This is a genomic window from Shimia fortis (assembly GCF_040225985.1).
Lineage (GTDB): Bacteria > Pseudomonadota > Alphaproteobacteria > Rhodobacterales > Rhodobacteraceae > Shimia.
This window is the reverse complement of record NZ_JBBPEU010000001.1, coordinates 154193-177611: the sequence shown is the minus strand read 5'-3', so window position 1 is coordinate 177611 and position 23419 is coordinate 154193. Positions and strand designations below refer to the sequence as shown.

Genomic DNA, 23419 nt, shown 5'->3' with positions numbered 1-23419 from the left:
AAAATACTACTCTTGTCTGAAGATACTATAGAGGAAACTCATTCTCAGAATGAAGAAACTAGGGCAAATTCAAGGCTGCCAATGCGGATATGGCATCGAAATTTAGATAAAGGGCTGTCGCTGAGCACAACACACCCACGCCTGCAAAGATGCCATCATGCAATGGATCCCAACTGCCCTGCGAGCGGGCCATCCAAACCGTGACCGGGTAAACCAAGATCATCGCAACGGCCTGCCCAACCAGCGCCCCCGCCAATCCGGCGAATTGCACGCCGACCAGAAGGCCCGCAACCATGAAGGCGGCCCTAGTCGCGGCCAGAATGAAAAACCTTCGCGCATCGCCGGACGCGATCGCGGATTGATCATAAGTCAAAACAATGACTTGAGGTATCTGGACAAGCGCGATCAAAACCAGAACACCACCCGAGAGCAGGTATCGTTCGTCATAGAGGATATCTACCAGAAGAGCCCCTCCAAACGCCAAGATGCAGAGCATCGCAAAAAGCGCCGAGGTCAGTGCAAAGCGTAGTTTGCGCAGCGCGAGAAAGTTGGCGTTTGACTCTGATGGCGGGCGTTCCCTGTATACGGGGATCAAGACTTTCCAGACGACCATTCCCCCAAGCATCAAGGGGAAGCTCGCCCAGAAAAAGCCGATATTATAGATACCCAGCGCGTGAAGGGAGAGGTATTTCCCAAGCACCAGTTTGTCGCCCTGGGAAAAGATGAACCCGGCAATCGTGCTGAAAAAGATCCAGCTGCCGAATTTGGCGATTTCAGAAGCAGAGGGTTTGTCGAAGCCAAAGCGGCTGGGGCGTCCGGGCAGAAAAAGCATATAGAGCACCAGCTGCATCAAGGACACGGAAAGCGCACTGAAAACCAGTGCCCAGATTGACCCTGTGGCCCATGCAATCACAACCCCGACACACAAACCAATGGCTTGTGCAACAAGGTCCAGCGCCGTGACCCGCCCCAGCATCAAGTGACGGTTCGCGCTTTCCTTGCGCATGGGAAAGAAGCCGGCAATCAGGAGTGTAAGGCCAACCACTGGCAAAAGCTCGGCCAGGTCTGGCGCGTCATAGAAGGCAGCCACAGGATTGGCCAAGACTATGGTCAGCCCCCACAGAACAACGCCACGGGCCACCTGAAGGGTCCATGCCGTGTCAAGGAAGGCGGGTTCGTCGCCGTTTTTGTTTTGCTGGATCGAGGTGGCGATGCCAATGTCCGAAAAGTTCTGAAGCCCGACCATGAAAACCCAGACAAGGCTGAGTAAACCAAAGGCCTCTGGATAGAGCAGGCGGGTCAGAATAAGGTTTGACAAAAGCCGTAGGAATTGCCCGCCGCCATATCCGAGAATGGTAAACATCGAACTGCGCGCCGCGCGCGCGCCAAGGTTTTCGCCATGGGTAAAACGGCGCCAGAGAGATGGTTTTGCAGGTGTGTCCGTCATCGACCTCTCTCCCAAGCCGCAGGGGTACGCTTACCCAATCTTACAGAGAGTGCGACAGCGAGATATACCAGAAACCCTACTGGATCAGTGACAAAAAGCTTCGCCATGCCGGATATTTCCAAGGCATTATTGTCGTCGTTTTCCAGAAGCTCGGGGTACTTGGCTCGGATCTCGGTGACACCTGCATCCTGTCGCCTTCGGACACGTACAAGGGTCGAAAAGCCCTCGACAAGCGGCCAGTCATAGGTGGCCGGGACCGCGAAGCGCTCGTTGGGCGCGAATTGCAGCCGCACGTATGTGTCATCCGAGATGATCGGGGGAAACTCTGTCCAACGCTTACGACCCGCTTCATTCACGGCGAAAAGCCCGGCACCTGGAACCCCTTGTGTCATGAAGGGAACCCGCGCGTAGATGCGGCCGTAGGCGCGCGAAACCCAGGTTTGAGTCTGCGCAAGGCGCATTGTGCCACTCGCATAAGTCGGACTGTCCACCGAAAGCCTTTGGTCAAGCTGCGCAATAAGATCTGGCGATACCGTGATGTCGGCATCAAGGTAAATGCGCTTGTTCCCTGTTGCGATGGCATCCCCAGCATTCAGGGCATTCGGTTTGCCACCTTCGGGCAAGTCGAGAACGTGCAGAGCCCACCCCTTGGCAGAGAATTGCTCTTCGTATTTTAACGCCTCGGTGGCCGTGTGATCCTGACATCCGTTGGCAACGACAACCACCTCAACTCCCTTGGCACCCTGCGACGCGAGAAGAGACTCGAGACAATGCCCGATCAGGTTGGCCTCGTTGTTGGCGGGGATGATGATGCTGATCACGCGACAGGCCTTGCCGTCATTGTTGCAACGGAAGGTCTAGCACACCGTCCGAATCCGAGAACGTTATGGCTTCGACCTGGGCAAGCACATAGCGCGCACCGTCCGAGACCGCGAATGTTCTTTGGCCGATTTGCAGGATCACATAGTCCGAGGCTTGGCCGGGTAGTTCGGCGATATCATATCCCGCACCGCCATGAAGATTATCGCCAGACCCCGCGGCAACCAATACGTCATCCCCCGCTCCTGCAAGAATGACGTCGTGTTTGAAAGTGCCTGCAAGGCGGTCGGCCCCATCGCTGCCCTTGAAAATTCCGCCATGCAGAAAAGCATCGTTTGCACGCTCTTCTTCCCAATGTGGCGCGATCGTGTTGGCCTCGGCCAAGGCATCATGGCGCGGGTTGCGATCGTCGAGATGGCGTAAAGCGCCCCAACTGCCCCATTTGCTGGGATAGGACACATCGCTGTAAGCGTTAAAGAACGTGGCCCCTTCGAGAGCCCGCCACTGGCGCAGCAGTTCAGAATAAAGGGCACCCATTTCGGCGCTATAGTTCAGCCTTGTGAAAAGGTTGGTCAGCGCCTCGTCATTGGCCCATTCACCAACCCCGGTCACATGCGTGCCGCCTTCATACATCACAAGAGCAAGCCCGTTGTCGCGTGCCACTTGCGCATGATAGGGCCAAAGATCGTAGGTCAGTTCCTCGAGTGATCCGGATTGCAGTGCCTCGGCCGCTTTGGGGATCGCAGCATCATAGAGGTGTTCACGGACATATTCCTGCATGGCAACGCGTTTCAGGCCCTGCTTCATTGCGTCCCCAAGCGCCGCCTGCATGGATTCATTTATCCACTCAAGCGATCGTTCGGCGCCTTCGTCCGATCCCAGGTCAAGCCCGAAATAGCCCGAGACCGCATAAGCATCAAACGCAGTGACAGGGGCCGGGTTACCGCGCGCTTCATCGAGCCAGAGAGGCGCTTCCAATTGGGGCTGTTCCAGGCCTTTCCAACCGGTGTGCACGGCGACGACACGCACAAGGCGATCTTTGGCGTCATCTCCGAATTCCCATTCCCATATGCGTGCAATTTCAGCTGCGCGCATGCCCGCGTATTGAATCCACGCATCGCCGGGGGCGTCACGGCCCCATCTCTCAATGGCCTTTTGTTGTGCCCATTGGGCCTGGTCAAAGGTGAAATTCCACAACTCGTTGGAATATTCGACATAGACTTTGCGATCAGGATGCAGGCTGGCCTTGGTAAGACGCGCGAATTCTGCGGCATAGTCGTTGGTCGCCATATGCGGTAGGGTGAACCAGATATCCGCCCCAATTCGATTGCCCAGCGCGATCATGGTTTCTGCAGGTACGCCACGCCATGCATAGGAAAAGTCTGAAACACGTGGGCGTTCCGACCATTCTGCAATCTTGGAGTGATTGGTGAGCATCCAATCCATAAAGCGCAGAACCCGCAGATCCTGCACCTTCTCCAGCCATAGCGGATTGAAGATTAGTCCGGCTTCGTAAAGCGCGATATGATCTTCGTGCATGACTTTGATGTGATGAATGTAGTCTCCGGTCCGCAGCGGGTCAGTTTCGTCGATCCGTATCCCGACGAGCCCGTCCCCCGGCCGATACTCAAACCAGATTTCGCCGTCTTGAACCGATTGAACACGGGCGCGACCCGTCACAGTAATCTTGCCGGTCCCTTCGTATGTCAAACGATACCGGCCGATCAGACTGACCGCGTCTTCTGGCTGGTCGGCAAGGATCAGCGTTTCAACCGATTCCACTTCTGGCGGAATTCCCCAAATCCAGCCGTGTTCGTCAAAAAATCCACCATTCTCTAAGTCTTCGGCTGTAACGCCGCCCCATTGACCGGGCAGATGACCCACCCACGGGCGTGCTGATTTCATGAGGTCAATAAAGGCATGCTGGGTGCTCCAATCGGCAACGAAACTTGTCCCGGCGCCGATTGAGGGGGTTCCAAGCCCAAGGCCCGGCGCAGGTTCGTCTTCGGCCATTGATGCCTTGATAACCACTTCAGTCGGCTTTGGGGGTGGTGCAAAGGCTGCCTTTTTCAGCGATCCCATTTCTGCCTGAATGAAAGACCGAATGTCAAAGTACCGCTCTCTCACATCGGGGTGCAGGCTGTCGGGCAATGACATCTCAGACGGAAGCGGTTCTTGGAAAAGACCGATATAGGTGATCGCAGCGGCCAAAAAGTACAGCGTCGGCGTACCATGAGGGGCGTCGTCCACATAAAGCGTCTCAGCCGGTAGGTCTTCCAAGGGGCCTTCGGTAAATAGTTTGCTGAGAATGCTTGCCACGGGTATCAGGCTGACATCGCGCTCGGGCAGCGCCGCTTGGACAAGGTCTCGATACTCGACGTACCAGTCGTGATAATCACCCATGTTGAACCGGTGATAGCGCCGCAATTGACGTGCGCTGGGCGGGAAGCTGCGCAGAAAGGCACTCATGTCGGCCCAACCTTCGTAGATAACGAAGCGGTCGATATTTGCTTTTTCCGCAATGCCAGCCGCCGCGCTTACTGGCGTCTGGCGGTCCGGGTTGTCGCCATCAAAAGGCTCATCCGCACCTTGATATTGGATAAAGTTTGCGGGATTGACCATGACAACATCATAGCCCACATCGGCAAAGTTCCGGATATTCCGGGTCCAGGCCGGATCGGCCCCGTCAAAACGCCATTGTGCCTTGGGGCGCGCCGACGATGCAAAGTCGCGCAAGAAACCCCATTCGCCATCAACCGAAAATCCATGACCGGCCGCTTCGGAGAACCTTGCCAGCCAATAGGGAACGGCGGTTTGTTCCGTTTCGGACTGATGGTGGATCAGGCTATTTCCAAAGACATAAAGTTTCAGGTCGTCTGCGGCGCTGGCGGGCGACAAGGGGCCGAGACCCAACAAGGCCAAGACCGCAAAACCAAGCTTTCGGATCAGTTTCATGACAATGCCTCAAGTGGTGAACATTAACAGACTATGGCCTTCTTTGGACTCGCGAAAAAGACTTATTGGGCCAAGAGCAGCTTTGCTTCGTGGCGGGTCAGTACCCGGCGTGACGCCTCGAACGAATTTTCGGCAATGTCGCAACGCAATTCGGGGAATAGCTCAAATATTTCCTGCCGCTGATGTTCTTCGAGGCCGTTCATCACATAGGAACCCGGCTGAAAGCTCTCGGTCCAGGCATTGTTCGACAGAACAAGTTCGTGGCGGTCAAAAAGAATGTGCCAATATGTCGTCGAGGACACCGTCGGTTGGGACACGCCCTGCAGACCGATTAGGTGTTTCGCGGCGACGAGCACTTCAGGTTCTCCGAAGCACAAACTGGCCTGCGGGCCCGAGAACAAAACACGATGGTTCGGACTGAAACTGGTCTCACGGTCGGGCAAGCCGTTGCCCAAGGCTCCCTTTGCGATAGTAACTGGGTACCACTGAGGGTTCTCAGCCAATTCGTCTGCATCCAAGTTTCGTTGTCCGATCCAGCGAATACCCTGATATCCATGGTCGCGGGTCAATACTCGGTCATCAACGCGCAGATCCTGAACCGGCATGTGTCCCTTCGCCGAGGCGATCAAGGTGTCTTGGGTGAAGCAGGCAATGACCGTCTCGATGCCGGCGAAGGTCATACTGCCGTCAACGCCGCCGCTGCTGTTCAGAAAGTCGACCCTGCCTGAGGATGTGGTGCCGACATCATAGTGAACGCGGAACGGCGCATAACCCGTAAGGTCCAGGGTATCACCGTCGCCTTCTCCGCCGACGACGGTATCCCCGACGGTTGCGCCCAGAAATTCGTCATCACCTGCGCCCCCCAGTAGAAGGTCTGCACCGTCACCGCCGGTCAGCGTGTCGTTGCCATCGCCCCCGTCAAGTGTGTCGTTGCCTTCGTTGCCGTACAGGTCATCATTGTCTGCCTCGCCAAAAAGCTGATCGTCGCCCAGCCCGCCAAAGACGATATCGTTGCCATCTCCGGCAAAGACCTCATCCTGAGCGTTCCCGGAAAAGATCAGGTCAGCGCCGGCCCCGGCAACGATGATATCGTCATCTCCGGTTTCACCCGAGAGCAAAGCGTCGTCGTTGTCGACACGGTCACCGTCATTGTCGCCAGCATATCCGCTGTAGATAAAATCATCGCCATCAGTTCCGGTGATGATCCCGTCAGGGTTTTCCGGCACACCCATGGCTTCGAAAATTGCCGGATCGTCAAACGCGCTGGGCGGCACGCCCTCAAGGGTCAGGGTGTCTCCATAGGGGAACTGTAGAACAGCATTGCCGCTGCCATCATCGCCAACAGTGATGTCGCGTACAGTGATGGGAGTGGTCCCGTAGTCGCGGGTCACCAGTGAAACGTCTAGCAAATCCTTGGTGGTAAAGCTGCCATCCGGGTTTTCTGTAGGCACGCGGAACCCGGTGATGGTGTCGTTGCCCGACCCATCGGCCAGTAGGATCGTATTGGTCCCCTGTCCGAGAAGAATATGTTCAATCTCGTTATAAATTGCGGTGTCCGATCCGACCGAAAGGCTACCCGTGCCTTCGGTCGGATCCCTGAGGTCGAGCGTCAGGTCGCCTGTAATCCGCGTGAGATCCAGTACATCGCCAAAAGTTTCGTCGATGCTTTCACCTTCGACGGTGTCGTTTCCAAAGCCATCCTCGAAAACGAAGCGGTCATCGCGATATCCGCCCCAAAGGTAATCGTCGCCTTCCCCGGCGCCCCCGCTGTAAATTGTGTCTTCGCCAAAACTGCCGCGCAGAAAATCATCACCGGCACCCCCGTGAAGGACATCATTGCCGACATCGCCGTTGACCCAATCATCCCCGTCTCCGCCAAAGAAAATGTCGTTGCCCGCGCCCAGTTCGACCGAGTCGGCCCCGTCTCCGCCGAAAATAGTATCGTTTCCATCTCCCGCTGAAATGGTGTCGTTTCCATCCTCCCCAAAAATACGGTCGTTGCCGCCATCCGCATCAATCGAGTCATTTCCGGCGTCCGCGCGAATGATGTCATCTCCTGCGGTGACGCTGTCGTTATCGCTGTCCGTGTAGTAAATATTGATCGTATCGTCGCCGACTGTGCCATCCACAACGCCAGGCGTGTCGGGCGCGCTGTCAAAGCCGATATTGCCGATACCGAAAGTTCCTGTGACGCCAGCGCTTTCGCCAGGTTCAAAAACGAACTCCAAGGCGACGATCGGACCGGTGACCGACACGGACACGCTATCGTCAGCGCCAGTGGTTTCAACACCGGTTGATGCGTTTCCATCCGCATCTACGATTGGACCCGTCACGCTGTGCAGACCATCTAGGTTTCCGTAGCTGACAGGCACCTGTGCACCCGTTGCATTGGTAGCAAGAATAGTCAGCCGATTATCCCAGCTGCCAGTTTCCTGGTCGAGATTAAAGACTTCGAATGCGATGTTCTGGACCGGCTTTTCAAAAATGATCTGCGTGGTCACTCGGGACTGCAACCCATCCACCCAAAGCGCATCTGCCTCAGGTGTCCCGTCGTGCCGCGTTTCGGCGGATTGGCTTTGAGTATTGATCCCAGAGGTCACGCCGATGCCCACGGCATCGCTGCCGGTGCCGGTCACAAATAGACCGTCTGGACCTACATCGGCCCAATTGAGCACATGCTCGGGCATTGGTTTTGCTCACCTCTGAATGAACCGCTTAAAAAAGGGACGGCCTTGAGTATTCTGGTCAGCCTATCTGGTGATTGTGGTCAAATTTGGGAACAATTCGTTCGCAGAAGCAATGCCAATCCTTGTGTGAGGCAAAGAAAAAGCGCCCCCGAAAGGGCGCTTTCCCAAAGATTTCTGTCGGGTCGGTTCAGTCAATGATCGCGTTCAGCGTCGCCGATGGGCGCATGACCTTTGCTTTCAGCTCGACAGACGGACGGAAGTAGCCACCGATTTCTGCAGCAGGCCCCTGCGCTGCGGCCAGTTCAGCAAGAATTGCTTCTTCGCCATCGGCCAGTGCCTCGGCGATCGGTGCAAATTCTGCCGCCAGATCGGCATCATCGGTTTGCGCAGCCAATGCTTCGGCCCAGTAGCGTGCGAACCAGTAGTGGCTGTCGCGGTTGTCCGGCTCACCAACCTTGCGGCTGGGCGAACGGTTGTTGTCGAGAATACCTTGTGTCGCGGCTTCGGCCGCGCGGCCAAGCACACCAGCCTTGGCATTGCCTTTGGCGTCGGCAAGGAAGTTCAGCGATTCACCAAGCGCACAGAACTCACCCATCGAGTCCCAGCGCAGGTGATTCTGTTCAACCAGTTGCTGAACGTGTTTCGGAGCCGAGCCGCCAGCACCGGTTTCAAACAGGCCGCCGCCTTTCATCAACTTCACGATCGACAGCATCTTGGCTGAGGTGCCCAGTTCAAGGATCGGGAACAAGTCGGTCAGATAGTCGCGCAGCACGTTACCCGTGATGGCGATGCTGTCCTTGCCTGCCGTGATGGTTTCCAGCGACTGGCGGGTTGCTTCGCGCGGTGCCATGATTTGGAACTTGTCGGCCACACCAGCCGCTTCCAGAGCGGGTTTGACGTATTTGATCAACTCGGCGTCATGGGCGCGGTTTGCGTCCAGCCAGAAGATCGCTTCCGAGCCGGTGAGACGCTGACGGTCCATGGCCAGCTCGATCCAGTTCTCGATCGGCGCTTTTTTCGCGGTACAGGACCGCCAGATGTCACCTGCCTCAACCTCATGGCTGTGCAGCGTTTCGCCGTTCGCCAGAACGATGCGAATCGTGCCATCGGCAGGTGCCTCGAACGTGGTCGGGTGGGACCCATATTCTTCCGCCTTCTGTGCCATCAGGCCAACGTTGGCTACCGATCCGGCGGTGGTCACGTCAAGTGCGCCATTGGCTTTGAAAAAGTTGATTGTTTCGTCATAGACGGTCGAATAGCAACGGTCGGGGATCACGCAGTTGGTGTCGCCCTTAGCGCCGGTTTCGTCCCAGCCTTTGCCGCCTGCGCGGATCACCGCGGGCATCGATGCGTCGATGATCACGTCCGAAGGCACATGCAGGTTGGTGATGCCTTTGTCACTATCGACCATATACATGGACGGACGATCCAACGCGTCGATCTCGCCCTTGATTTCGTCCGCGTTCGGCAACGAGTCGATTGCGGCCAGAACAGCGCCCAGACCCGAGTTCGGCGAGCCACCAGCGGCGATGATTGCTTCACCGTGCTTGTCCCAGACCGGGCCAAGCCATGCCTTGACCGCATGACCAAAGATGATCGGATCCGACACTTTCATCATCGTCGCCTTCATGTGCAGCGAGAACATGGTGCCGTCTGCTTTGGTGTCTTGAATGGCTTCCGCCAGGAATGCGCCCAGCGCCTTGGCGCTCATGAACGTCGCGTCGGCAACAGTGCCTGCCTCAAGCGGCCAACCGTCCTTCAGAACGGTCACGCTGCCGTCTTTGCCAACAAATTCGATCTTCGCATCACCGGCCTGAGCTTCAGTGATAGTGGCAGAGACTTCGTTGGCATAGAAATCGTCAGCCGGCATGGACGAGACCTTGGTCTTGCTGTCGTTTTCCCAAGTGCCCATCGAATGTGGGTTGTTCTGGGCATAGTTCTTGACGGCCTTGGCCGCGCGGCGGTCCGAGTTACCCTCGCGAAGAACTGGGTTCACGGCAGACCCCTTGATCCCGTCATAGCGGGCGCGGATTGCCTTCTCCTCATCAGTCTGCGGGTCTTCTGGATAGTTCGGGATATTATAGCCCTGCGCCTGAAGTTCTGCGATTGCGGCGGTCAGCTGCGGCACCGAAGCCGAGATGTTCGGCAGCTTGATGACGTTTGCATCAGGTGTCTTGACCAGTTCACCCAGCGCGGCAAGGTCATCGGATTGGCGCTGTTCGTCAGTCAGGTTCTCGGGGAACGTAGAGATGATACGGCCTGCCAGCGAAATGTCGGGCGTGCCAACGGTGATGCCGGCAGCGGAAACAAACTTGCGGATGATTGGAAGAAACGAAGCAGAGGCCAGCTCGGGCGCTTCGTCTACAATGGTATACAATATGTCGGCGTTCAGTTTATCGGCCATGATTTCCCTACCTTTCAGCGAGTTTAGGAAGTTCGGGTCAGTTTCGCAGGGTGTTGCGATCCAAGGTTGGCGTTGCAGAGCCACAGGCACGGACCCGGCAACAGAAACTTATGTCGCCCCTTTAAATGAAAGGATTGCGAAATTCAATTGACTGTTGTGATCAATGACAGAGGCATGATGCCACGGGGCTAGGTCGCAAGTTGCTTTCGCTTGGCGGCGCGCTCTTCCCGCGCGTGTTGTTCTTCGCTCTGGCGATAAGAGGCTTCGACAAAATCTATGTGCGTGCGCGCGGCGGCGTCTGCGAGTTCCGGATCACCCGCCAAAATTGCGTCAACGATGTCCTTGTGCTGTGTGAGGAGTTTCTGTCCCGTGCCATCCATAGTTCGAAGAAACGCCCGGTTATAAAACACGCCTTGCCGTGTCAGGTCGTAAACGGATGCCATCATGTGGATCAACGTTGTATTCTGGCTTGCGTCGACCACCGCCGCATGAAGTTTGAGATCTGCGTCCCGGCTTGCTTCGGTGTCAGCGCTTTTATGCGTCTCAACCATAACATCCAGAATTTCCGTAAGGCGTGTCTTGTCTGATTGGGTGGCGCGCTTTGCGGCCAAGCGACAGGCAAAGGCTTCTTGTTCGCGGCGATACTCAAGGTAATCATAGAACGCCCGCCCATGCCGCGTGTAAAGCGCCAACAAAGCTGGTGACATGGCGCGGCCCGTCAGTTTTGCGATAAACGTGCCCTCTCCGTGACGCACGTTCACGAGCCCTCTTTGTTCAAGCGTTTGCAAGGCCTCGCGTAGTTTCGGACGCGACACGCCAAGCGCATCTGAAAGCTCTCGCTCGGAGGGCAGTTTGTGCCCTTCTTTCAGAATTCCGTCCACGATCATCGTCTCGATCTGGTCAACGACGGCATCAGCGAGGGATTCGTGTCCCACGGCATCAAAGGCGCTCTTGTTGCTCAAACTTGTCTCCGAAATCAAATATGCCGACTAGAGATGTTCATATTATTTACCATCATTTGATAGCATTGCAACACAGCCCGTCCCCAAGTCGCGTATGACCATACTTTAAAATTTTATGACTCTTTGTTGCGTAATTGAGGGCTAGGTCGATCAAAGTGTAAGTAAAACTTCGCAGTTTATCTTGGTCTTCAGTTGCTGGTAAAGAAAATTGTTGACCGGTCGCAATGGTAAATATTATTTACCATAAGTATCTGGCGAGAGGTTGGTGCAACTTCCGAGCACTGTCTGACGCGCCATCGTTCTTGTGGTAACCTGAACTGCAACGGTCAAAATCATTTCCAAGGCCTCAACCCTCTGGCGGCCTGTCGCCTTGGCCAAATCCAGTGAAAGAGCATGTGATGACAGACGCAGACCTGATCAAACGCTTAAAGACAATTTGCGGGGCACGCCATGTGTTGACCAGCGCGCGCAGCACGCAAAGGTTTCGCAAAGGGTTTCGTTCTGGCGAAGGCGATGCTCTTGCTGTCGTTCAACCGGCAACCCTGTTGCAGCAATGGCAAGTGTTGCAGGCGTGTGTACGGGCGGACAAGATCGTCATCATGCAAGCCGCCAACACCGGGTTGACCGAGGGCTCGACGCCCAAAGGCACCTATGACCGCGGTGTGGTTCTGATAAATACTCGGCGTATGGACAGGCTTCACCTGATTAATGATGGCAAACAGGTGATCAGCTTCCCTGGATCGACCCTGTTCAAGCTTGAAAAGCTGCTCGAGCCCATCGGTCGCCAGCCACATTCCGTGATCGGGTCGTCCTGTATCGGGGCCTCGGTCGTGGGAGGGGTGTGCAACAACTCTGGCGGTTCGCTTGTGGAGCGTGGCCCTTCATATACCGAGCTGTCGCTGTATGCCCGCATCACCGAGGAAGGCAGTCTGGAATTGGTGAACCACCTTGGGATCAAGTTGGGTGAGACACCCGAGGAAATTCTCTCAAATCTTGAACACGGGGCTTTTGAAGCAGCCGATATCGAAACTGACAATCGCAAGGCATCCGATACAGACTATGCCCAACGTGTTCGGGATGTGAACGCCAGCACGCCAGCCCGGTTCAACGCTGATAAATCGCGCCTGTACGAGGCCGCTGGCTGCGCGGGTAAGCTTGCCGTTTTTGCGGTACGTCTGGACACCTACGCCAAGAATGAGAAAGAGCGCACGTTCTATGTCGGAGCAAAAGAGACCGCGGCTTTGACCGAGTTGCGTCGCCGAATTTTGTCAGAGTTCAAAACTCTGCCCGTCAGCGCCGAGTACATGCATGAAGAAGTTTTCGATATTTCAGATGTTTACGGCAAAGACACCATGGTCATGATCGACAAACTGGGTACGGATCGTCTGCCAACCTTTTTCGCCCTAAAGGGTGCAGTGGATGCCCGGTTGGCCAATATACCCGGCATGAGAAATTTCACCGACAGTTTCATGCAATTTGTCATGAAATTTTGGCCAGATATCCTGCCTAAGAGAATGCGGGAATACCGTGAGCAGTATCCGCATCATCTGATCTTGAAGATGCATGACGGCGGTATTGAAGAAGCCCAACACCTTCTGGATGAAATGGTCGATCAGGGAAAGCTGAGCTATTTCGCATGTGATGAACGCGAGGCCAAGATCGCCGGGCTGCACCGGTTCGCCGCGGCAGGAGCCGCCATCCGCTACATGAAAGTACATGCTGACGAGGTCGAGGATATTCTGGCCCTGGATATTGCCCTGCGCCGTAACGACACCGAGTGGTTCGAGCAGTTACCGAAGGAGATTTCGGATCAACTTGTGGGGCGGCTCTACTATGGGCATTTCATGTGTCATGTGCTTCACCAGGATTACATCCTAAAGAAAGGCGCGGATCCAAAGACCCTGAAGGAGGCGATGCTTGAAATTCTGGACCAACGCGGTGCCGAGTATCCGGCCGAGCATAATGTCGGACATCTCTATCCCGCCAAACCTGATCTCGCCGCGTTCTACAAATCGGTTGACCCGACCAACAGTCTGAACCCGGGCATAGGTAAAATGTCACGCAACAAAAACTATGCGTAACGGAAAAGTAGTGCCACAAGTTTTGCCACCTTTTCTGTCTGTCGCCTGGATGATTGAAGCGCGATCTTTACCTTCTTTACAAATCATAGTTGATTTGGCTTGCTTCGGTTCTGAGCCCACTCTATGTAAGCTCCTGCGCCGGTGTAGCTCAGCTGGTAGAGCACGTCATTCGTAATGATGGGGTCGTAGGTTCGAGTCCTATCACCGGCACCAAAATCCCCGGCCTCTTTCGGCAATTTCATGCAGAACATTTGTAGCTTTAAGTCTCAAGTGAATTGATTGGTTGGTGTTTGTAGGGTGTTGTGTAGGCACAAAGCACGAGGCGCTGCATTTTGATTTCAAATTGCGAAAGCCTCATGTTCAGTGCGTGAGGGCCTTCATATTTCCTGCCTTACGATATCCATGATCAACACATCCTTGATGTTGCTCCCAAGGATGTTGCGCGCCGTTTCGAACAAGGCATTTCGCAACACTTCAAGGTTTGAGGAGTTGGTAAACTTTCCTTCAAACCCACCCATATTTGCGTGATCGAACATGACTTGCAAAAAGGTATCCCGCAATTTGGGTTCGCGTGCAAAAACACCTTCCCTCGTACCGGGTGTCACCTCAAGCGTTAGGGAAATGACGACCAACGACGTCACCGAATCGTCCTGTACTATTGGGATAACGAATTGGTTGTTGAGTTTGGCATATTCAACATCCTGTGGCGCAAGTGGGCGCGCGTTATCCTTGGCCCGTTCTGCCTCTGTAGCCGATGGTTGGCAGTCTTCGGTGCTGGCCTCTGGATCTGACTTTTTCGGCTGTAAGTAGATCCCCGCTCCGGCACCGGCAGCCAGACCAAGAACGATGAGAATAATCGGGAGGAATTTCTTCACTTTTCCACCTGTCAAAACGGAAGAATCATATCCAGAATCTGTTGCCCGTAACGGGGCTGTTGAACGTCCGTGATCTGACCACGTCCTCCATAAGAAACACGTGCCGAGGCGATCTTGTCATAGGTGATTTCGTTCTGCCGCGAGATGTCTTCGGGACGCACGAAACCTGACACCAGAAGCTCTCGCATTTCAAAGTTGACGCGCAACTCCTGCCCGCCTTGGATGGCCAATACACCGTTTGGCAGAACATCAGTGATGGTCGCGGCAACGCGCAAGGTAAGTTGTTCGCTTCGACTTACCGATCCATCCCCGCTGCTGTAACTTTTGGAGCCAATTTCGACGGCCTCGGCGGACGAGGCGCCGGCTGGCAGGTTTTCATCCAGTCGTTGTGGTAACCCAAGCAGTTGAGGAACGGCCACATTTTCGGACCCTTGCCGTTTACGGGACGTCGCATTCGAAATCTCGGCCTCTTCGTCCAGTTCAATAACAACGGTCAAGATATCACCCCGCCGCACCGCGCGCCGATCCCCAAGCAACGATTGTCGGTTCTTGCTCCACAATGAGGCCTGATCGGAAGGTTTTGCACTTTCCAAAACGACAGGAAGGGGCGGGTTCATCATGGCAAAGTGTTCCTGATTATTCATCGTTGAGGTGAATTCAGGCGCCTTGCCAAAGTGATCTACACGTCCACAGTTGGAAACAGCAAGAATAGACAAAATAACAACGAGGTAACGCATCGTACCTCCTTTCTATTTAGTAACAAGGATGGAACCGTCGGGCTGCACAACCCCGTAGACAGGAACCCTGGATTCGAGATTGAGCGCGCGGATTCTTTCGCCAGTGCCTGCACGTTCTAGCGACCGACCTTCGGTAAAGATTTTCAAACCACCGTTGGTAAAAACCAGCAGAACGATTTTGTTGCGTTCAACTATCGCTGCAGGTCCCACATCTCCGTGCCGTATGGCGCGACCTGGATACAGCGCGACCCTCGCCTCTAAACCGATTACATCTTGAAGACTCGAATAAGTGCCCTGGGTGTCTGTGGGAGACAGGGTCACGAAAGCCGGTTCAATTAGGGTCATCGGCCGAATAGTACGCGTCGGCACCACGGTATCACCCCAGCAGAGAGTAGGGAAAATCAGGAAGGTTGCGAGTCCACGAAACATCAACGCACCTGCGCGGTTGCCGCGAGCATCTGATCGGCGGCCGTAATCACCTTTGCGTTCAACTCGTACCCGCGCTGCGCTTCGATCAACTCGGTCACTTCGCGAACGGCGTCGACCGAACTGTCTTCGAGATACCCTTGTCTCAGGGTGCCCAAGCCATCTTCACCGGGTGCCGAGACAATGGGGACTCCCGAAGCTTCAGTCTCCAGGAACAGATTGCTGCCCACAGCCTCCAACCCCTTGGGATTGGCAAAGTTGGCAAGTGAAAACTCACCCAATAGCTGTGCCTCAGCCGCATCGGAGAAATAGGCAAAAACCTGACCGTCGGCGTTGATAGAAATGCTGCGAGCGTCCTCGGGAATGACGATCTCGGGTGCAACGGGAAACCCATCGGAGGTAACGATCAATCCGTCTGCGCTACGTTTGAGTCCACCATCTCTTGTATATCCGGATTGGCCCGAAGGCAGCACAATTTCAAAATATCCCCGCCCCTCAATCGCGATGTCCAAATCGCCATTTGTTTGAGATAAAGATCCTTGGGCCAGATGTACGGATACCGCAGTTGGCCTGACGCCAAGCCCGAGTTGAACACCCGTCGGCAGGATAGTGCCGTCTGCGGCATTGATTGTCCCGGGCCTTGATGCCTGTTGATAATGCAGGTCTGAGAACTCCGCTCGCCGAGCATTGTAGCCGGTCGTCGACATGTTGGCGAGGTTGTTGGAAATCGTTTCAACCCGCAATTGTTGGGCGCTCATGCCTGTGGCGGCAATTTTTAGTGCGCGCATTTAAAATCCTTTCACGTTATCGGATAAGCGTTTTCACGGTGTTCAGAACGCGATCATTTTCCTGTTCCAGAAAGCTCTGCCCCGCTTCATAGGCGCGCTGAACCTCGATCATCCGGGTCAGCTGACCAATTGTGTTCACATTTGAATTTTCTAGAAACCCTTGCATAACCCGCCCAGCGACCACGGGCTCATGGCCATTTTTGACCGAAAACAAGACCCCTGCCTCGCGGGTCAAGTCATGTGCAGTTGTTGGACGCACCAAGCCGATCTGACCCAAAAGCTGACCCTGATTGCTGATCGTTCCGTCGGGGGCGATCTTGATGCCTACGCTGTCAGGCGGAATGAAAATGGGTGACCCCGAAACATCGAGCACGGCGTATCCGTCCATGTTGACAAGATCACCATCGTGATTGGGCGTAAACGCACCGGCGCGGGTCAGGCGTTCTCCATCGGGTGTCTGAACAAGGAAAAATCCGTCACCTTCGACCGCTAGGTCGAAAGAGTTACCCGTTTGTATAAGTGCGCCTTGTTCACCCCGAACATGAGACACCCGCGAGGTCGCCATAGAAACCGAGTCATTTCGGCCGACTTTTTGCACGTACTCGGAGAAAACCAACCCTTCTTGACGAAAGCCCGTGGTTGAAGCATTGGCGATATTATTCGCAATGGTGGACATCTCCCGGGTCAAACCAGATTGCCGGGTCAAAATTGTATAGCTTGTGTTGTCCATGGGTCAGGCTCCGATAATGAGCGGGATGAGTTGATCCTGAAAAAAGGAAACCAGCGTTTTCGTCATGAAGTTCATCGAAATCCAGAACACGACGGCGATTGCGATGAGCTTTGGCACAAAGGTCAGAGTCATTTCCTGGATAGACGTCAGCGCCTGAAAAAGGCCGATCACCACACCGGTTATCAATGCAGCGGCCAGAATCGGGACTGAGATGATCACGGCTACCCAAAGGCCCTGTCGTAAAATGTCGAAAAAGACTGAGTCTGACAGCATCAAACCGGCATCCGCAGGATCTCCTGATACGCCTCAACAACCTTGTTGCGGACGGTTACGGCGGTTTCGACAGCCAATTCCGTTTGCGCCAAAGCCTGCACCAAAGCATGGGGGTCTGCCGATCCGGTCATCGCGTTTTTAGCGATCACTTCGCTTTTATGTAGTGTGGCAGCGAAGTCGTTCGCAGCAACATGCAAACTGTCGCCAAGGCTGCCTGATGACGGTTGCGCTTGGGTTGCGGGTTTGGCTGCAGCATAACCTTGCGTTGCGAAATTTGTACGAAGATCCATTGTTTGCCCTCTATTTTCTGAGAAGTTCCATAAGCGAAGATGACATTTGCCGTGTCTGATCGAACATTTTAAGATTGGCCTCATAGCTGCGATGCGCCTCGCGGGCGTCGGCAATCTCGACCATCAGGTTGACGTTCGAAGCTTCAAAAAACCCCTTTGCATTGGCAAGCGGATGCGAAGGATCGAACACCTGCCGCAGGTCGGATCTGTCCAAATGAACCTTTCCTAGGCGCACCGAACCGAGCGACTCGCCCGAGTCCAGTTCAAATGGCACTGTCTTTCTGCGATATCCGGGGGTGTCTGCATTCGCGATATTTTCCGAGATATGCCGCAGTCTCTTTGCCTGTGCGCGAAGACCGCTGCTGCTGATTTGGAGTGCGGCAGAAAATTCAGTCATTTTTCACTCCACCGATCATACTTTGCCCAGGCTTGAACGCAGAACGTTCATGCCGGATTTGTAGATTGCCAGTGCGCGATCATGTTGCCTTTTGGCGTCGACTGACTTTAACAGTTCTTCCTCGATGGAAATGCCGTTTCCGTTGGGCGAATTGGGCGTCGCACGGGTTACCGGCTCTGCGAGCCCTGAGGCTGCAGTACTTACGTGTTGGGAGCGGGTTGAGCGCATTTCAAATGAACCTGCGCTTGAAGATAAGACCTCTGCAAAGGGTGTCACATCCTTGGCGGCATATCCGGGTGTGTCTGCATTCGCCACGTTCTGTGAAACGATCGCCTGTCGTTGTGCGGCATGGGATGCCATGGCGTAAGACAATTGAAAAACTTTTAGTCCTTTGAACATTCGGGTTTCTCCTCGAACAACTTAAAGCAAGGCTTAACCCTGATTCCTTTAGAAATTGTTTTCAGAAGAATTGAGGAGAATTGAATGGCTGCCTGTAACCTCCTTTCAGTACGAACCGAAATCGCCGAATTGGAAACCGCCCGCGATATAGGGCGGGTTTGTGCGGTAGAGAGCAATTTGTTGCGTGTGCGAGGGTTGGGCGGTTTGGCGCGCGTCGGTGACTGTTTGCGGGTCGAAACCTCTTTGAGGGTTTGCTTAACTGGAGAAGTGATTCAGCTTCACGGGGCGGAGGTTTCTGTCCTTCCTGATGGGGTTCCGGATGGTGTAGCAATCGGGGATCGCGTGCGTCTTCTCGGACCGCAAAAGCTCAGCCCAAGTGACAGCTGGCTCGGACGAATCGTTGACGCGAATGGAGACGCCATGGATGGATTCCCGTTATTGGGCGGCGTGTCCCCAGTCGACATCAAACGTAAGCCCTTGATAGCGACTCGCCGAAAGGCGTTGGGCGAACGGCTTGAAACGGGCTCACCCATTTTCAACACCGTTCTCCCGGTTGTGCGCGGACAACGCATTGGCCTTTTCGCCGGGTCTGGTGTGGGAAAGTCTAGTCTGATTGCAGATCTAGCCCGGAGGATGACGGCAGATTTGGTCGTCATTGCGCTTGTCGGAGAACGCGGGCGCGAGATTCGAGAATTTGTGGAAGACGTGCTCGGACCGGAGGGCTTGTCACGCTCTGTTGTGGTGGCCGCCACCTCAGACCAGCCCCCGACCTATCGAAAGCGCTGTGCCTTAACCGCAATGGCGATTGCCGAGCATTTTCGGGACGAAGGGCGGCATGTGCTTTTGCTGATGGATTCGGTGACCCGATTTGCCGAAGCGCACCGAGAGATCGCCGTTGCGGCAGGGGAGATGCCTGCGTTAAGAGGATACCCAGCTTCAACGGCACATACGATCATGTCGCTTTGCGAACGGGCGGGCCCCGGAGAAGACGGTGGTGGCGACATTACCGCCGTTTTCAGCGTCTTGGTGGCGGGGTCGGATTTGGAAGAACCCATCGCCGATATCCTGCGAGGCGCTTTGGATGGACACATTGTTCTGGATCGCAAGATTGCGGAACGTGGCCGGTACCCGTCAGTGGATATCGTCAAATCAGTATCTCGGAGCTTGCCCGGTGCCGCGAACGAGCACGAGAATGCGATCATTTCAGAAATTAGGGGACTTCTTGGCGCTTACGAAGACTCAGAAATGATGATCAAATCCGGCCTTTATTCCGAAGGTAGTGATCTGCAGGTGGACAAAGCCCTGCGTCTTTGGCCGGAACTCGAGAAATTTTGGGCTTCCAGAAAAAGTACGGCGACTGCATCTTGCTTTGCGCAACTCGGATTGCTTTTGCGCCGCGCAAGCAGTCCTGTGAATGAGGCCGCTCGATGACGGGACCCAGGCGTTCGCTCGGCTCACTACGGTGTGGCTGCCTGAAGAAGCGAAATCGCGATTTGGCCCGGCGTAAGTGAAAGACCATTGTTGAGCTGTGACATCAGAAGGTAGCGGTTGATTACGAGGTCAGCGGCCGCCTCATCCTTGAATTGCGAAATAGTTTTTTCTCCAGTGAGGTCTTCGGTCTTGTCCCTAAAGATTTCCAACTGCTTATCGATGTCCCACTCACCAAATGATTGCGGTAGGCCCAAAGCGATTTCAAAGACTTCGCGGAGGGGAGGGGATCCCATAACTCTGTACCATTTGGTCTTTTCACTCAAGTCCTCAGACGCAAGGTCGCCAAGTTCGCGCTGGGCGTTTAGCGAAAGCCTAAGTTCTTGATCTTGTTGACCGACGGCCTCTTCAAAAGACTGGTTCGTATATCGCGAAATCAGATTTTCGACGAACCCGGGATCCCAGTTCGCGAATCCTGATGTACGATCAAAGCCAAAGGTCGAGGCGAGCGACCGGTATCTTGTATCACTTAGTTTTATGGCAAGCGCATCCGGTGTTGCAGTGCCTTCCTCCAATATTTTTTGGATGAAAAACCTGTTATTGAGATCGTCAGACAGCCCGAAGGCCCCCAAGGATACCCCCAATAAACGGCGATCTGAGACAAGCTCTTGGGCCGACCTTATGTTTTCAATCTGCTCGCGAAAGTAGGATATTTCGCGTTCTATGGCGGGTATCTTCGCAAAAGTCTCTAGCTGCGCTGTTTTGGTGCGCTTCAAAAAGGTCCAGCCGCTGAGGCCGCCAGTTGGCAAAAAGGCTGTAACTGTCATGAGCGATGCGATGCAAGCAGTCGGTCTTCACGCGGGATCAGGCATTTCAAAGCCTTAAGGCCCTGATAATATTTACCTTCCAGAACGGAGTCTGTGGCAATCGTCAGATGTCGACGACTATCCGAGTCGGTCAGGATACGGCTGAGTTCCTCGATGTGTCTTAGCGTGGACAACCGGCTGTCCTCTGGGCTGGCATCGCCAGAAAGAACAAGCTGCATGGCGTAACAGACGCGTCTGACAGGAGTGTTCGCTTCATCAGGGTGTATCGCATCCCGCAACCGCAATAGGTTCGCATGTGGCGTTAGGATGAAGAGCCGAGACCGGCGCTCCCCGTTCTCTACAACAGCGCCGTTGATCAGAACCCGTTCTTTCGGGCCAAGTTTCAAAACAAGTCCGCTCATTGCCCGGCTCCCGCTTCGCCAAGTCCGCGTAGCAGTGCCATGTTAATTTCGATCAAAGGGCGCACGCGGGCTTTTCCTTCGAGGATTTTGGCACTGTGAACCTGCGTGAACTGCGCAAGATAGAAAATCTGAGCGCGCAGTTCATTCGGCAAATCATTCTCATTATCCGCAACCTGGGTTGCCAGGAACGTCCAAAGGCGGCGATTTTCGTATAGGGCGTTGGCAAGTTGCACATACCCTTTTTTTCCCATTTGGGCAGCAGATTTGAGCTTTCGTGTCGACGCAGCAATTGCTTCAAACTCAAGAGCTTTTGGGGTGCGTAGGGGCGTAGAGTTGCTATAGACCGCACCTGCAAGCGTGTTTGAATCCATTTCCGGTCCTCCAGTTCAAGAGAGGGGATAGTCGGGCACGCTATACCTGCCCGACCAAGTTTGACTTTAGCGGAATAGAGACAGGATCGATTGCGGTGCCTGGTTCGCAATGGAGAGCGACTGGGTCGCCAGCTGCTGTTGTACCTGGAGCGCCTGCAGGCGTGCCGAAGTTTCTTCCATGTCAGCGTCGACAAGCGAGCCGATGCCGGTTTTTAAAGAATCGGTAAGCTTTGACACGAAATCGGACTGGGTATTGATGCGTCCCTCGACCGATCCGAACGCCGACGATGCGTCAATCGCAGTATCAATCAGTGTCTCGATCGCGCCCAGTGCTGCGGCAGCGCCCGCGGAGCTGGACACATCAATCGAGGCAAGCGCACCCAACCCGCCAGCGTTGGCATTGGTGAATTGACCGCTGATCTGGATCGAGTCGGACGAGTCGTTGGTGATCACCAGTTCGCCAGGATTCGCGCTGTCATAGTCAACAGTCACATCAGCGCCCGTTGCTTCTATTGCCGCTTTCAGGCCGACCGCCACAATATCTTCTGTCGTAGAAGAGGCAACATCATCGGCTGTGACAGTGTAGGAAACTTCGCTATCGCCCAGCCTGAGAGTGATCTTGTCGCCAGCTGCGTAGGTCGGGTCGGCAATCACGATTGTGCCAGAATCCGTGGTCCCGCCATTTCCGTCCAAAGAAAACCCGAAGGCGTCCGCACTGTCGGCGGCCACACCATCGGAACCTGTAAAGGCGGCTTTGGCGGTATACCCACCGGTCGAAAGGTTCTGAGCAGTGACCGTGATCGACGAAGCTGCAACATTGCCCGATGAGCCGCGATCAAGAGACGAAAGTACAGACGCACTTGCCGTTGATCCGTTCACTAGGTTCAGGCCGTTGAACTGCGCAGCGCCTACGACCGATTCGATCTGGTCTTTCAGGGCGCTGACATCCGCGTTCAACTTGGCTCGATCAACATTGTCCTCCTGCGCGGCGACAATTTTGCCTTTCATCTGCGTGAGCAAATCTGTCACGGTTTCTGAAGCCTGTCGTGCTACAGCAACCGTCGATTGGCCCAGGGCGAGGCTTTCCGAGATGGATTTGAACCCTTCAACATCGGATTCCATTACTTTGGAAATTGCCCAAACTGCGGAATTGTCGGTAGCAGATGCGACCCTTTTACCGGTCGAGATCTGGCTTTGTGTATCCGACAGACTCGCGTTGATTGTTTTCAAGGTTTGCAGCGCGACCATTGCGCTGTTGTTGGTCAAGATGCTGGACATGGTAGTTCCTTCTTGTTTTAAGTGCTTCACACTTGGATTGTGGCCAACAATTAGCCCTCTTGATCTGCCATTCTGACCGTTGCTGACCCGGTGTAGGGCAGCGCCACCTTTGTGGTGCAGGGCTACCATGTCCTCACTTTTGCTAATGGATTGCTAAACGCGACACCTCCTTTCGCGAGCATTTGATTCAATCAAAGATCAAGCCCGTCTTTCTAATGCGCCAGACGTTCGGACCGATACGCTCAGCCGTCTCCCGTGATCATCGTATGTTTGGAGGGCTTCACGCACTTTTCGAGAGGTTTGCAGTCTTTCCGAGACTGCTTTGATGCCCGCCAGGGCGCTTTCCAGCAGCGTCTGGTTGCGTAGCATTTTTTGCTGTAGTGCGAAGACCCTCTCTGGCTCTCCAGCATCGTGAAACGATAGAGATTTCAAAACGCTCTCCTTCTCGTGGCTAAGGTTTTCAAGGAGACCGATATGTCCATTTAGAAGAGCATTTTTCTCTTTTTCGAGAATGGTTTCGAGTGTGGTGAGAGGATTAGCGTCCATTCAATTGTTCCTTCATGCTATCAAAAATGAGTTCAGCGAGACCTATCCCACCTGTTTGAGCCATTTGACGGGCTTGTTCTTCACGTAAAAAAGACGCGAATTGATCTTCGCCGACCCCACCCTGAAACGCACTTTTGGTCTCGCCAAGACCTGCTGATTTTAACATCTCAGCGAGAAAGGTTGCCTCAAGTTCCTGGGCGGCTTTTTTCAACGGCGGGGCAGTTGCAACCTGTGTACGCGTCGATGGAATCGAAAAAGACTCAGCATTCATTGTGTATCTCTAATTTGATGTGATTTC

The 23419-nt window shown here is 54.5% G+C and carries 23 protein-coding genes and 1 tRNA gene; 3 read left to right on the top strand and 21 right to left on the bottom strand.

Going from position 1 to position 23419, the window contains the following annotated elements; all coding sequences use genetic code 11:
• Positions 1-58: 58 nt before the first annotated feature.
• The 6 genes from WNE31_RS00815 to WNE31_RS00790 form a co-directional block, all read right to left on the bottom strand.
• Complete coding sequence (locus WNE31_RS00815; protein WP_349977684.1) at positions 59-1447, bottom strand: oligosaccharide flippase family protein; 1389 nt, start codon at positions 1445-1447, stop codon at positions 59-61.
• Positions 1444-2268, bottom strand: a complete 825-nt coding sequence (locus WNE31_RS00810) for a glycosyltransferase family A protein (protein ID WP_349977683.1) — start codon at positions 2266-2268, stop codon at positions 1444-1446. The genes WNE31_RS00815 and WNE31_RS00810 overlap by 4 nt, the downstream gene beginning before the upstream one ends.
• Before the next feature lie 16 nt (positions 2269-2284).
• Complete coding sequence (locus tag WNE31_RS00805; protein ID WP_349977682.1) at positions 2285-5221, bottom strand: calcium-binding protein; 2937 nt, start codon at positions 5219-5221, stop codon at positions 2285-2287.
• Between the two features lie 62 nt (positions 5222-5283).
• Complete coding sequence (locus tag WNE31_RS00800) at positions 5284-7908, bottom strand: Hint domain-containing protein (RefSeq protein ID WP_349977681.1); 2625 nt, start codon at positions 7906-7908, stop codon at positions 5284-5286.
• A gap of 187 nt (positions 7909-8095) precedes the next feature.
• Positions 8096-10312: an NADP-dependent isocitrate dehydrogenase gene (locus WNE31_RS00795; protein ID WP_349977680.1), complete on the bottom strand. Its 2217-nt coding sequence runs from the start codon at positions 10310-10312 to the stop codon at positions 8096-8098.
• A gap of 188 nt (positions 10313-10500) precedes the next feature.
• The gene (locus tag WNE31_RS00790; protein WP_349977679.1) at positions 10501-11274 is read right to left on the bottom strand and encodes a FadR/GntR family transcriptional regulator; all 774 of its coding nucleotides are present in this window, start codon (positions 11272-11274) and stop codon (positions 10501-10503) included.
• A 398-nt stretch (positions 11275-11672) separates the two neighbouring features.
• Between WNE31_RS00790 and dld the strand changes: the two genes are divergently transcribed.
• Together dld and WNE31_RS00780 are read left to right on the top strand one after the other, a co-directional pair.
• Positions 11673-13355 (top strand): D-lactate dehydrogenase, encoded by a 1683-nt coding sequence (dld, locus tag WNE31_RS00785; RefSeq protein WP_349977678.1) that lies wholly within the window; start codon positions 11673-11675, stop codon positions 13353-13355.
• A gap of 137 nt (positions 13356-13492) precedes the next feature.
• A tRNA-Thr gene (locus WNE31_RS00780) sits at positions 13493-13568 on the top strand.
• A 164-nt stretch (positions 13569-13732) separates the two neighbouring features.
• On the opposite strand, the gene WNE31_RS00775 is transcribed toward WNE31_RS00780, so the two are convergent.
• The 9 genes from WNE31_RS00775 to WNE31_RS00735 are packed head-to-tail and all read right to left on the bottom strand — an operon-like array spanning position 13733 to position 18270.
• A complete protein-coding gene (locus WNE31_RS00775) occupies positions 13733-14230 on the bottom strand; it encodes a flagellar basal body-associated FliL family protein (protein WP_349977677.1) in 498 nt (165 codons plus the stop codon).
• Between the two features lie 11 nt (positions 14231-14241).
• Positions 14242-14967, bottom strand: coding sequence for a flagellar basal body L-ring protein FlgH (gene flgH / locus WNE31_RS00770; RefSeq protein ID WP_349977676.1), 726 nt, complete (start codon positions 14965-14967; stop codon positions 14242-14244).
• Between the two features lie 12 nt (positions 14968-14979).
• Entirely contained in the window at positions 14980-15396 is a 417-nt protein-coding gene (gene flgA, locus WNE31_RS00765) for a flagellar basal body P-ring formation chaperone FlgA (RefSeq protein ID WP_349977675.1), read from the bottom strand.
• Positions 15396-16181 (bottom strand): flagellar basal-body rod protein FlgG, encoded by a 786-nt coding sequence (gene flgG / locus WNE31_RS00760; RefSeq protein ID WP_349977674.1) that lies wholly within the window; start codon positions 16179-16181, stop codon positions 15396-15398. Before flgG ends, flgA begins: the two co-directional genes overlap by 1 nt.
• Before the next feature lie 16 nt (positions 16182-16197).
• Positions 16198-16911 (bottom strand): flagellar hook-basal body complex protein, encoded by a 714-nt coding sequence (locus WNE31_RS00755; RefSeq protein ID WP_349977673.1) that lies wholly within the window; start codon positions 16909-16911, stop codon positions 16198-16200.
• A 3-nt stretch (positions 16912-16914) separates the two neighbouring features.
• Positions 16915-17184: a flagellar biosynthetic protein FliQ gene (locus WNE31_RS00750; protein WP_349977672.1), complete on the bottom strand. Its 270-nt coding sequence runs from the start codon at positions 17182-17184 to the stop codon at positions 16915-16917.
• The gene (gene fliE / locus WNE31_RS00745; protein ID WP_349977671.1) at positions 17184-17474 is read right to left on the bottom strand and encodes a flagellar hook-basal body complex protein FliE; all 291 of its coding nucleotides are present in this window, start codon (positions 17472-17474) and stop codon (positions 17184-17186) included. Before fliE ends, WNE31_RS00750 begins: the two co-directional genes overlap by 1 nt.
• Positions 17475-17484: 10 nt before the next feature.
• A complete protein-coding gene (flgC, locus tag WNE31_RS00740) occupies positions 17485-17871 on the bottom strand; it encodes a flagellar basal body rod protein FlgC (RefSeq protein WP_349977670.1) in 387 nt (128 codons plus the stop codon).
• A 15-nt stretch (positions 17872-17886) separates the two neighbouring features.
• Entirely contained in the window at positions 17887-18270 is a 384-nt protein-coding gene (locus tag WNE31_RS00735; RefSeq protein ID WP_349977669.1) for a FlgB family protein, read from the bottom strand.
• Positions 18271-18354: 84 nt separating this feature from the next.
• Here WNE31_RS00735 and WNE31_RS00730 point away from each other — a divergent pair, with 84 nt between their 5' ends.
• The gene (locus WNE31_RS00730; protein WP_349977668.1) at positions 18355-19701 is read left to right on the top strand and encodes a FliI/YscN family ATPase; all 1347 of its coding nucleotides are present in this window, start codon (positions 18355-18357) and stop codon (positions 19699-19701) included.
• Between the two features lie 26 nt (positions 19702-19727).
• Here WNE31_RS00730 and WNE31_RS00725 read toward each other — a convergent pair whose 3' ends face one another.
• The 6 genes from WNE31_RS00725 to WNE31_RS00700 form a co-directional block, all read right to left on the bottom strand.
• Positions 19728-20525, bottom strand: a complete 798-nt coding sequence (locus tag WNE31_RS00725; RefSeq protein WP_349977667.1) for a DUF1217 domain-containing protein — start codon at positions 20523-20525, stop codon at positions 19728-19730.
• Positions 20522-20926, bottom strand: a complete 405-nt coding sequence (gene flbT / locus WNE31_RS00720; RefSeq protein WP_349977666.1) for a flagellar biosynthesis repressor FlbT — start codon at positions 20924-20926, stop codon at positions 20522-20524. Before flbT ends, WNE31_RS00725 begins: the two co-directional genes overlap by 4 nt.
• Positions 20923-21297 (bottom strand): flagellar biosynthesis regulator FlaF, encoded by a 375-nt coding sequence (gene flaF / locus WNE31_RS00715; protein ID WP_349977665.1) that lies wholly within the window; start codon positions 21295-21297, stop codon positions 20923-20925. The genes flbT and flaF overlap by 4 nt, the downstream gene beginning before the upstream one ends.
• Before the next feature lie 66 nt (positions 21298-21363).
• Positions 21364-22575 (bottom strand): flagellin, encoded by a 1212-nt coding sequence (locus WNE31_RS00710; RefSeq protein WP_349977664.1) that lies wholly within the window; start codon positions 22573-22575, stop codon positions 21364-21366.
• 198 nt (positions 22576-22773) lie between these two features.
• Entirely contained in the window at positions 22774-23121 is a 348-nt protein-coding gene (locus WNE31_RS00705) for a flagellar biosynthesis protein FlgN (protein WP_349977663.1), read from the bottom strand.
• Positions 23111-23392: a rod-binding protein gene (locus WNE31_RS00700; RefSeq protein ID WP_349977662.1), complete on the bottom strand. Its 282-nt coding sequence runs from the start codon at positions 23390-23392 to the stop codon at positions 23111-23113. Before WNE31_RS00700 ends, WNE31_RS00705 begins: the two co-directional genes overlap by 11 nt.
• Positions 23393-23419: the final 27 nt, after the last annotated feature.

What these genes read in the sequence shown, in the direction of transcription:
- WNE31_RS00815 (WP_349977684.1), bottom strand. Translation starts at nt 1,447, where the DNA reads ATGACGGACACACCTGCAAAACCATCTCTCTGGCGCCGTTTTACCCAT.
- WNE31_RS00805 (WP_349977682.1), bottom strand. Translation starts at nt 5,221, where the DNA reads ATGAAACTGATCCGAAAGCTTGGTTTTGCGGTCTTGGCCTTGTTGGGT.
- WNE31_RS00800 (WP_349977681.1), bottom strand. Translation starts at nt 7,908, where the DNA reads ATGCCCGAGCATGTGCTCAATTGGGCCGATGTAGGTCCAGACGGTCTA.
- WNE31_RS00795 (WP_349977680.1), bottom strand. Translation starts at nt 10,312, where the DNA reads ATGGCCGATAAACTGAACGCCGACATATTGTATACCATTGTAGACGAA.
- dld (WP_349977678.1), top strand. Translation starts at nt 11,673, where the DNA reads ATGACAGACGCAGACCTGATCAAACGCTTAAAGACAATTTGCGGGGCA.
- flgH (WP_349977676.1), bottom strand. Translation starts at nt 14,967, where the DNA reads ATGCGTTACCTCGTTGTTATTTTGTCTATTCTTGCTGTTTCCAACTGT.
- flgA (WP_349977675.1), bottom strand. Translation starts at nt 15,396, where the DNA reads ATGTTTCGTGGACTCGCAACCTTCCTGATTTTCCCTACTCTCTGCTGG.
- flgG (WP_349977674.1), bottom strand. Translation starts at nt 16,181, where the DNA reads ATGCGCGCACTAAAAATTGCCGCCACAGGCATGAGCGCCCAACAATTG.
- WNE31_RS00755 (WP_349977673.1), bottom strand. Translation starts at nt 16,911, where the DNA reads ATGGACAACACAAGCTATACAATTTTGACCCGGCAATCTGGTTTGACC.
- WNE31_RS00750 (WP_349977672.1), bottom strand. Translation starts at nt 17,184, where the DNA reads ATGCTGTCAGACTCAGTCTTTTTCGACATTTTACGACAGGGCCTTTGG.
- fliE (WP_349977671.1), bottom strand. Translation starts at nt 17,474, where the DNA reads ATGGATCTTCGTACAAATTTCGCAACGCAAGGTTATGCTGCAGCCAAA.
- flgC (WP_349977670.1), bottom strand. Translation starts at nt 17,871, where the DNA reads ATGACTGAATTTTCTGCCGCACTCCAAATCAGCAGCAGCGGTCTTCGC.
- WNE31_RS00735 (WP_349977669.1), bottom strand. Translation starts at nt 18,270, where the DNA reads ATGTTCAAAGGACTAAAAGTTTTTCAATTGTCTTACGCCATGGCATCC.
- WNE31_RS00730 (WP_349977668.1), top strand. Translation starts at nt 18,355, where the DNA reads ATGGCTGCCTGTAACCTCCTTTCAGTACGAACCGAAATCGCCGAATTG.
- WNE31_RS00725 (WP_349977667.1), bottom strand. Translation starts at nt 20,525, where the DNA reads ATGACAGTTACAGCCTTTTTGCCAACTGGCGGCCTCAGCGGCTGGACC.
- flbT (WP_349977666.1), bottom strand. Translation starts at nt 20,926, where the DNA reads ATGAGCGGACTTGTTTTGAAACTTGGCCCGAAAGAACGGGTTCTGATC.
- flaF (WP_349977665.1), bottom strand. Translation starts at nt 21,297, where the DNA reads ATGGATTCAAACACGCTTGCAGGTGCGGTCTATAGCAACTCTACGCCC.
- WNE31_RS00710 (WP_349977664.1), bottom strand. Translation starts at nt 22,575, where the DNA reads ATGTCCAGCATCTTGACCAACAACAGCGCAATGGTCGCGCTGCAAACC.
- WNE31_RS00705 (WP_349977663.1), bottom strand. Translation starts at nt 23,121, where the DNA reads ATGGACGCTAATCCTCTCACCACACTCGAAACCATTCTCGAAAAAGAG.
- WNE31_RS00700 (WP_349977662.1), bottom strand. Translation starts at nt 23,392, where the DNA reads ATGAATGCTGAGTCTTTTTCGATTCCATCGACGCGTACACAGGTTGCA.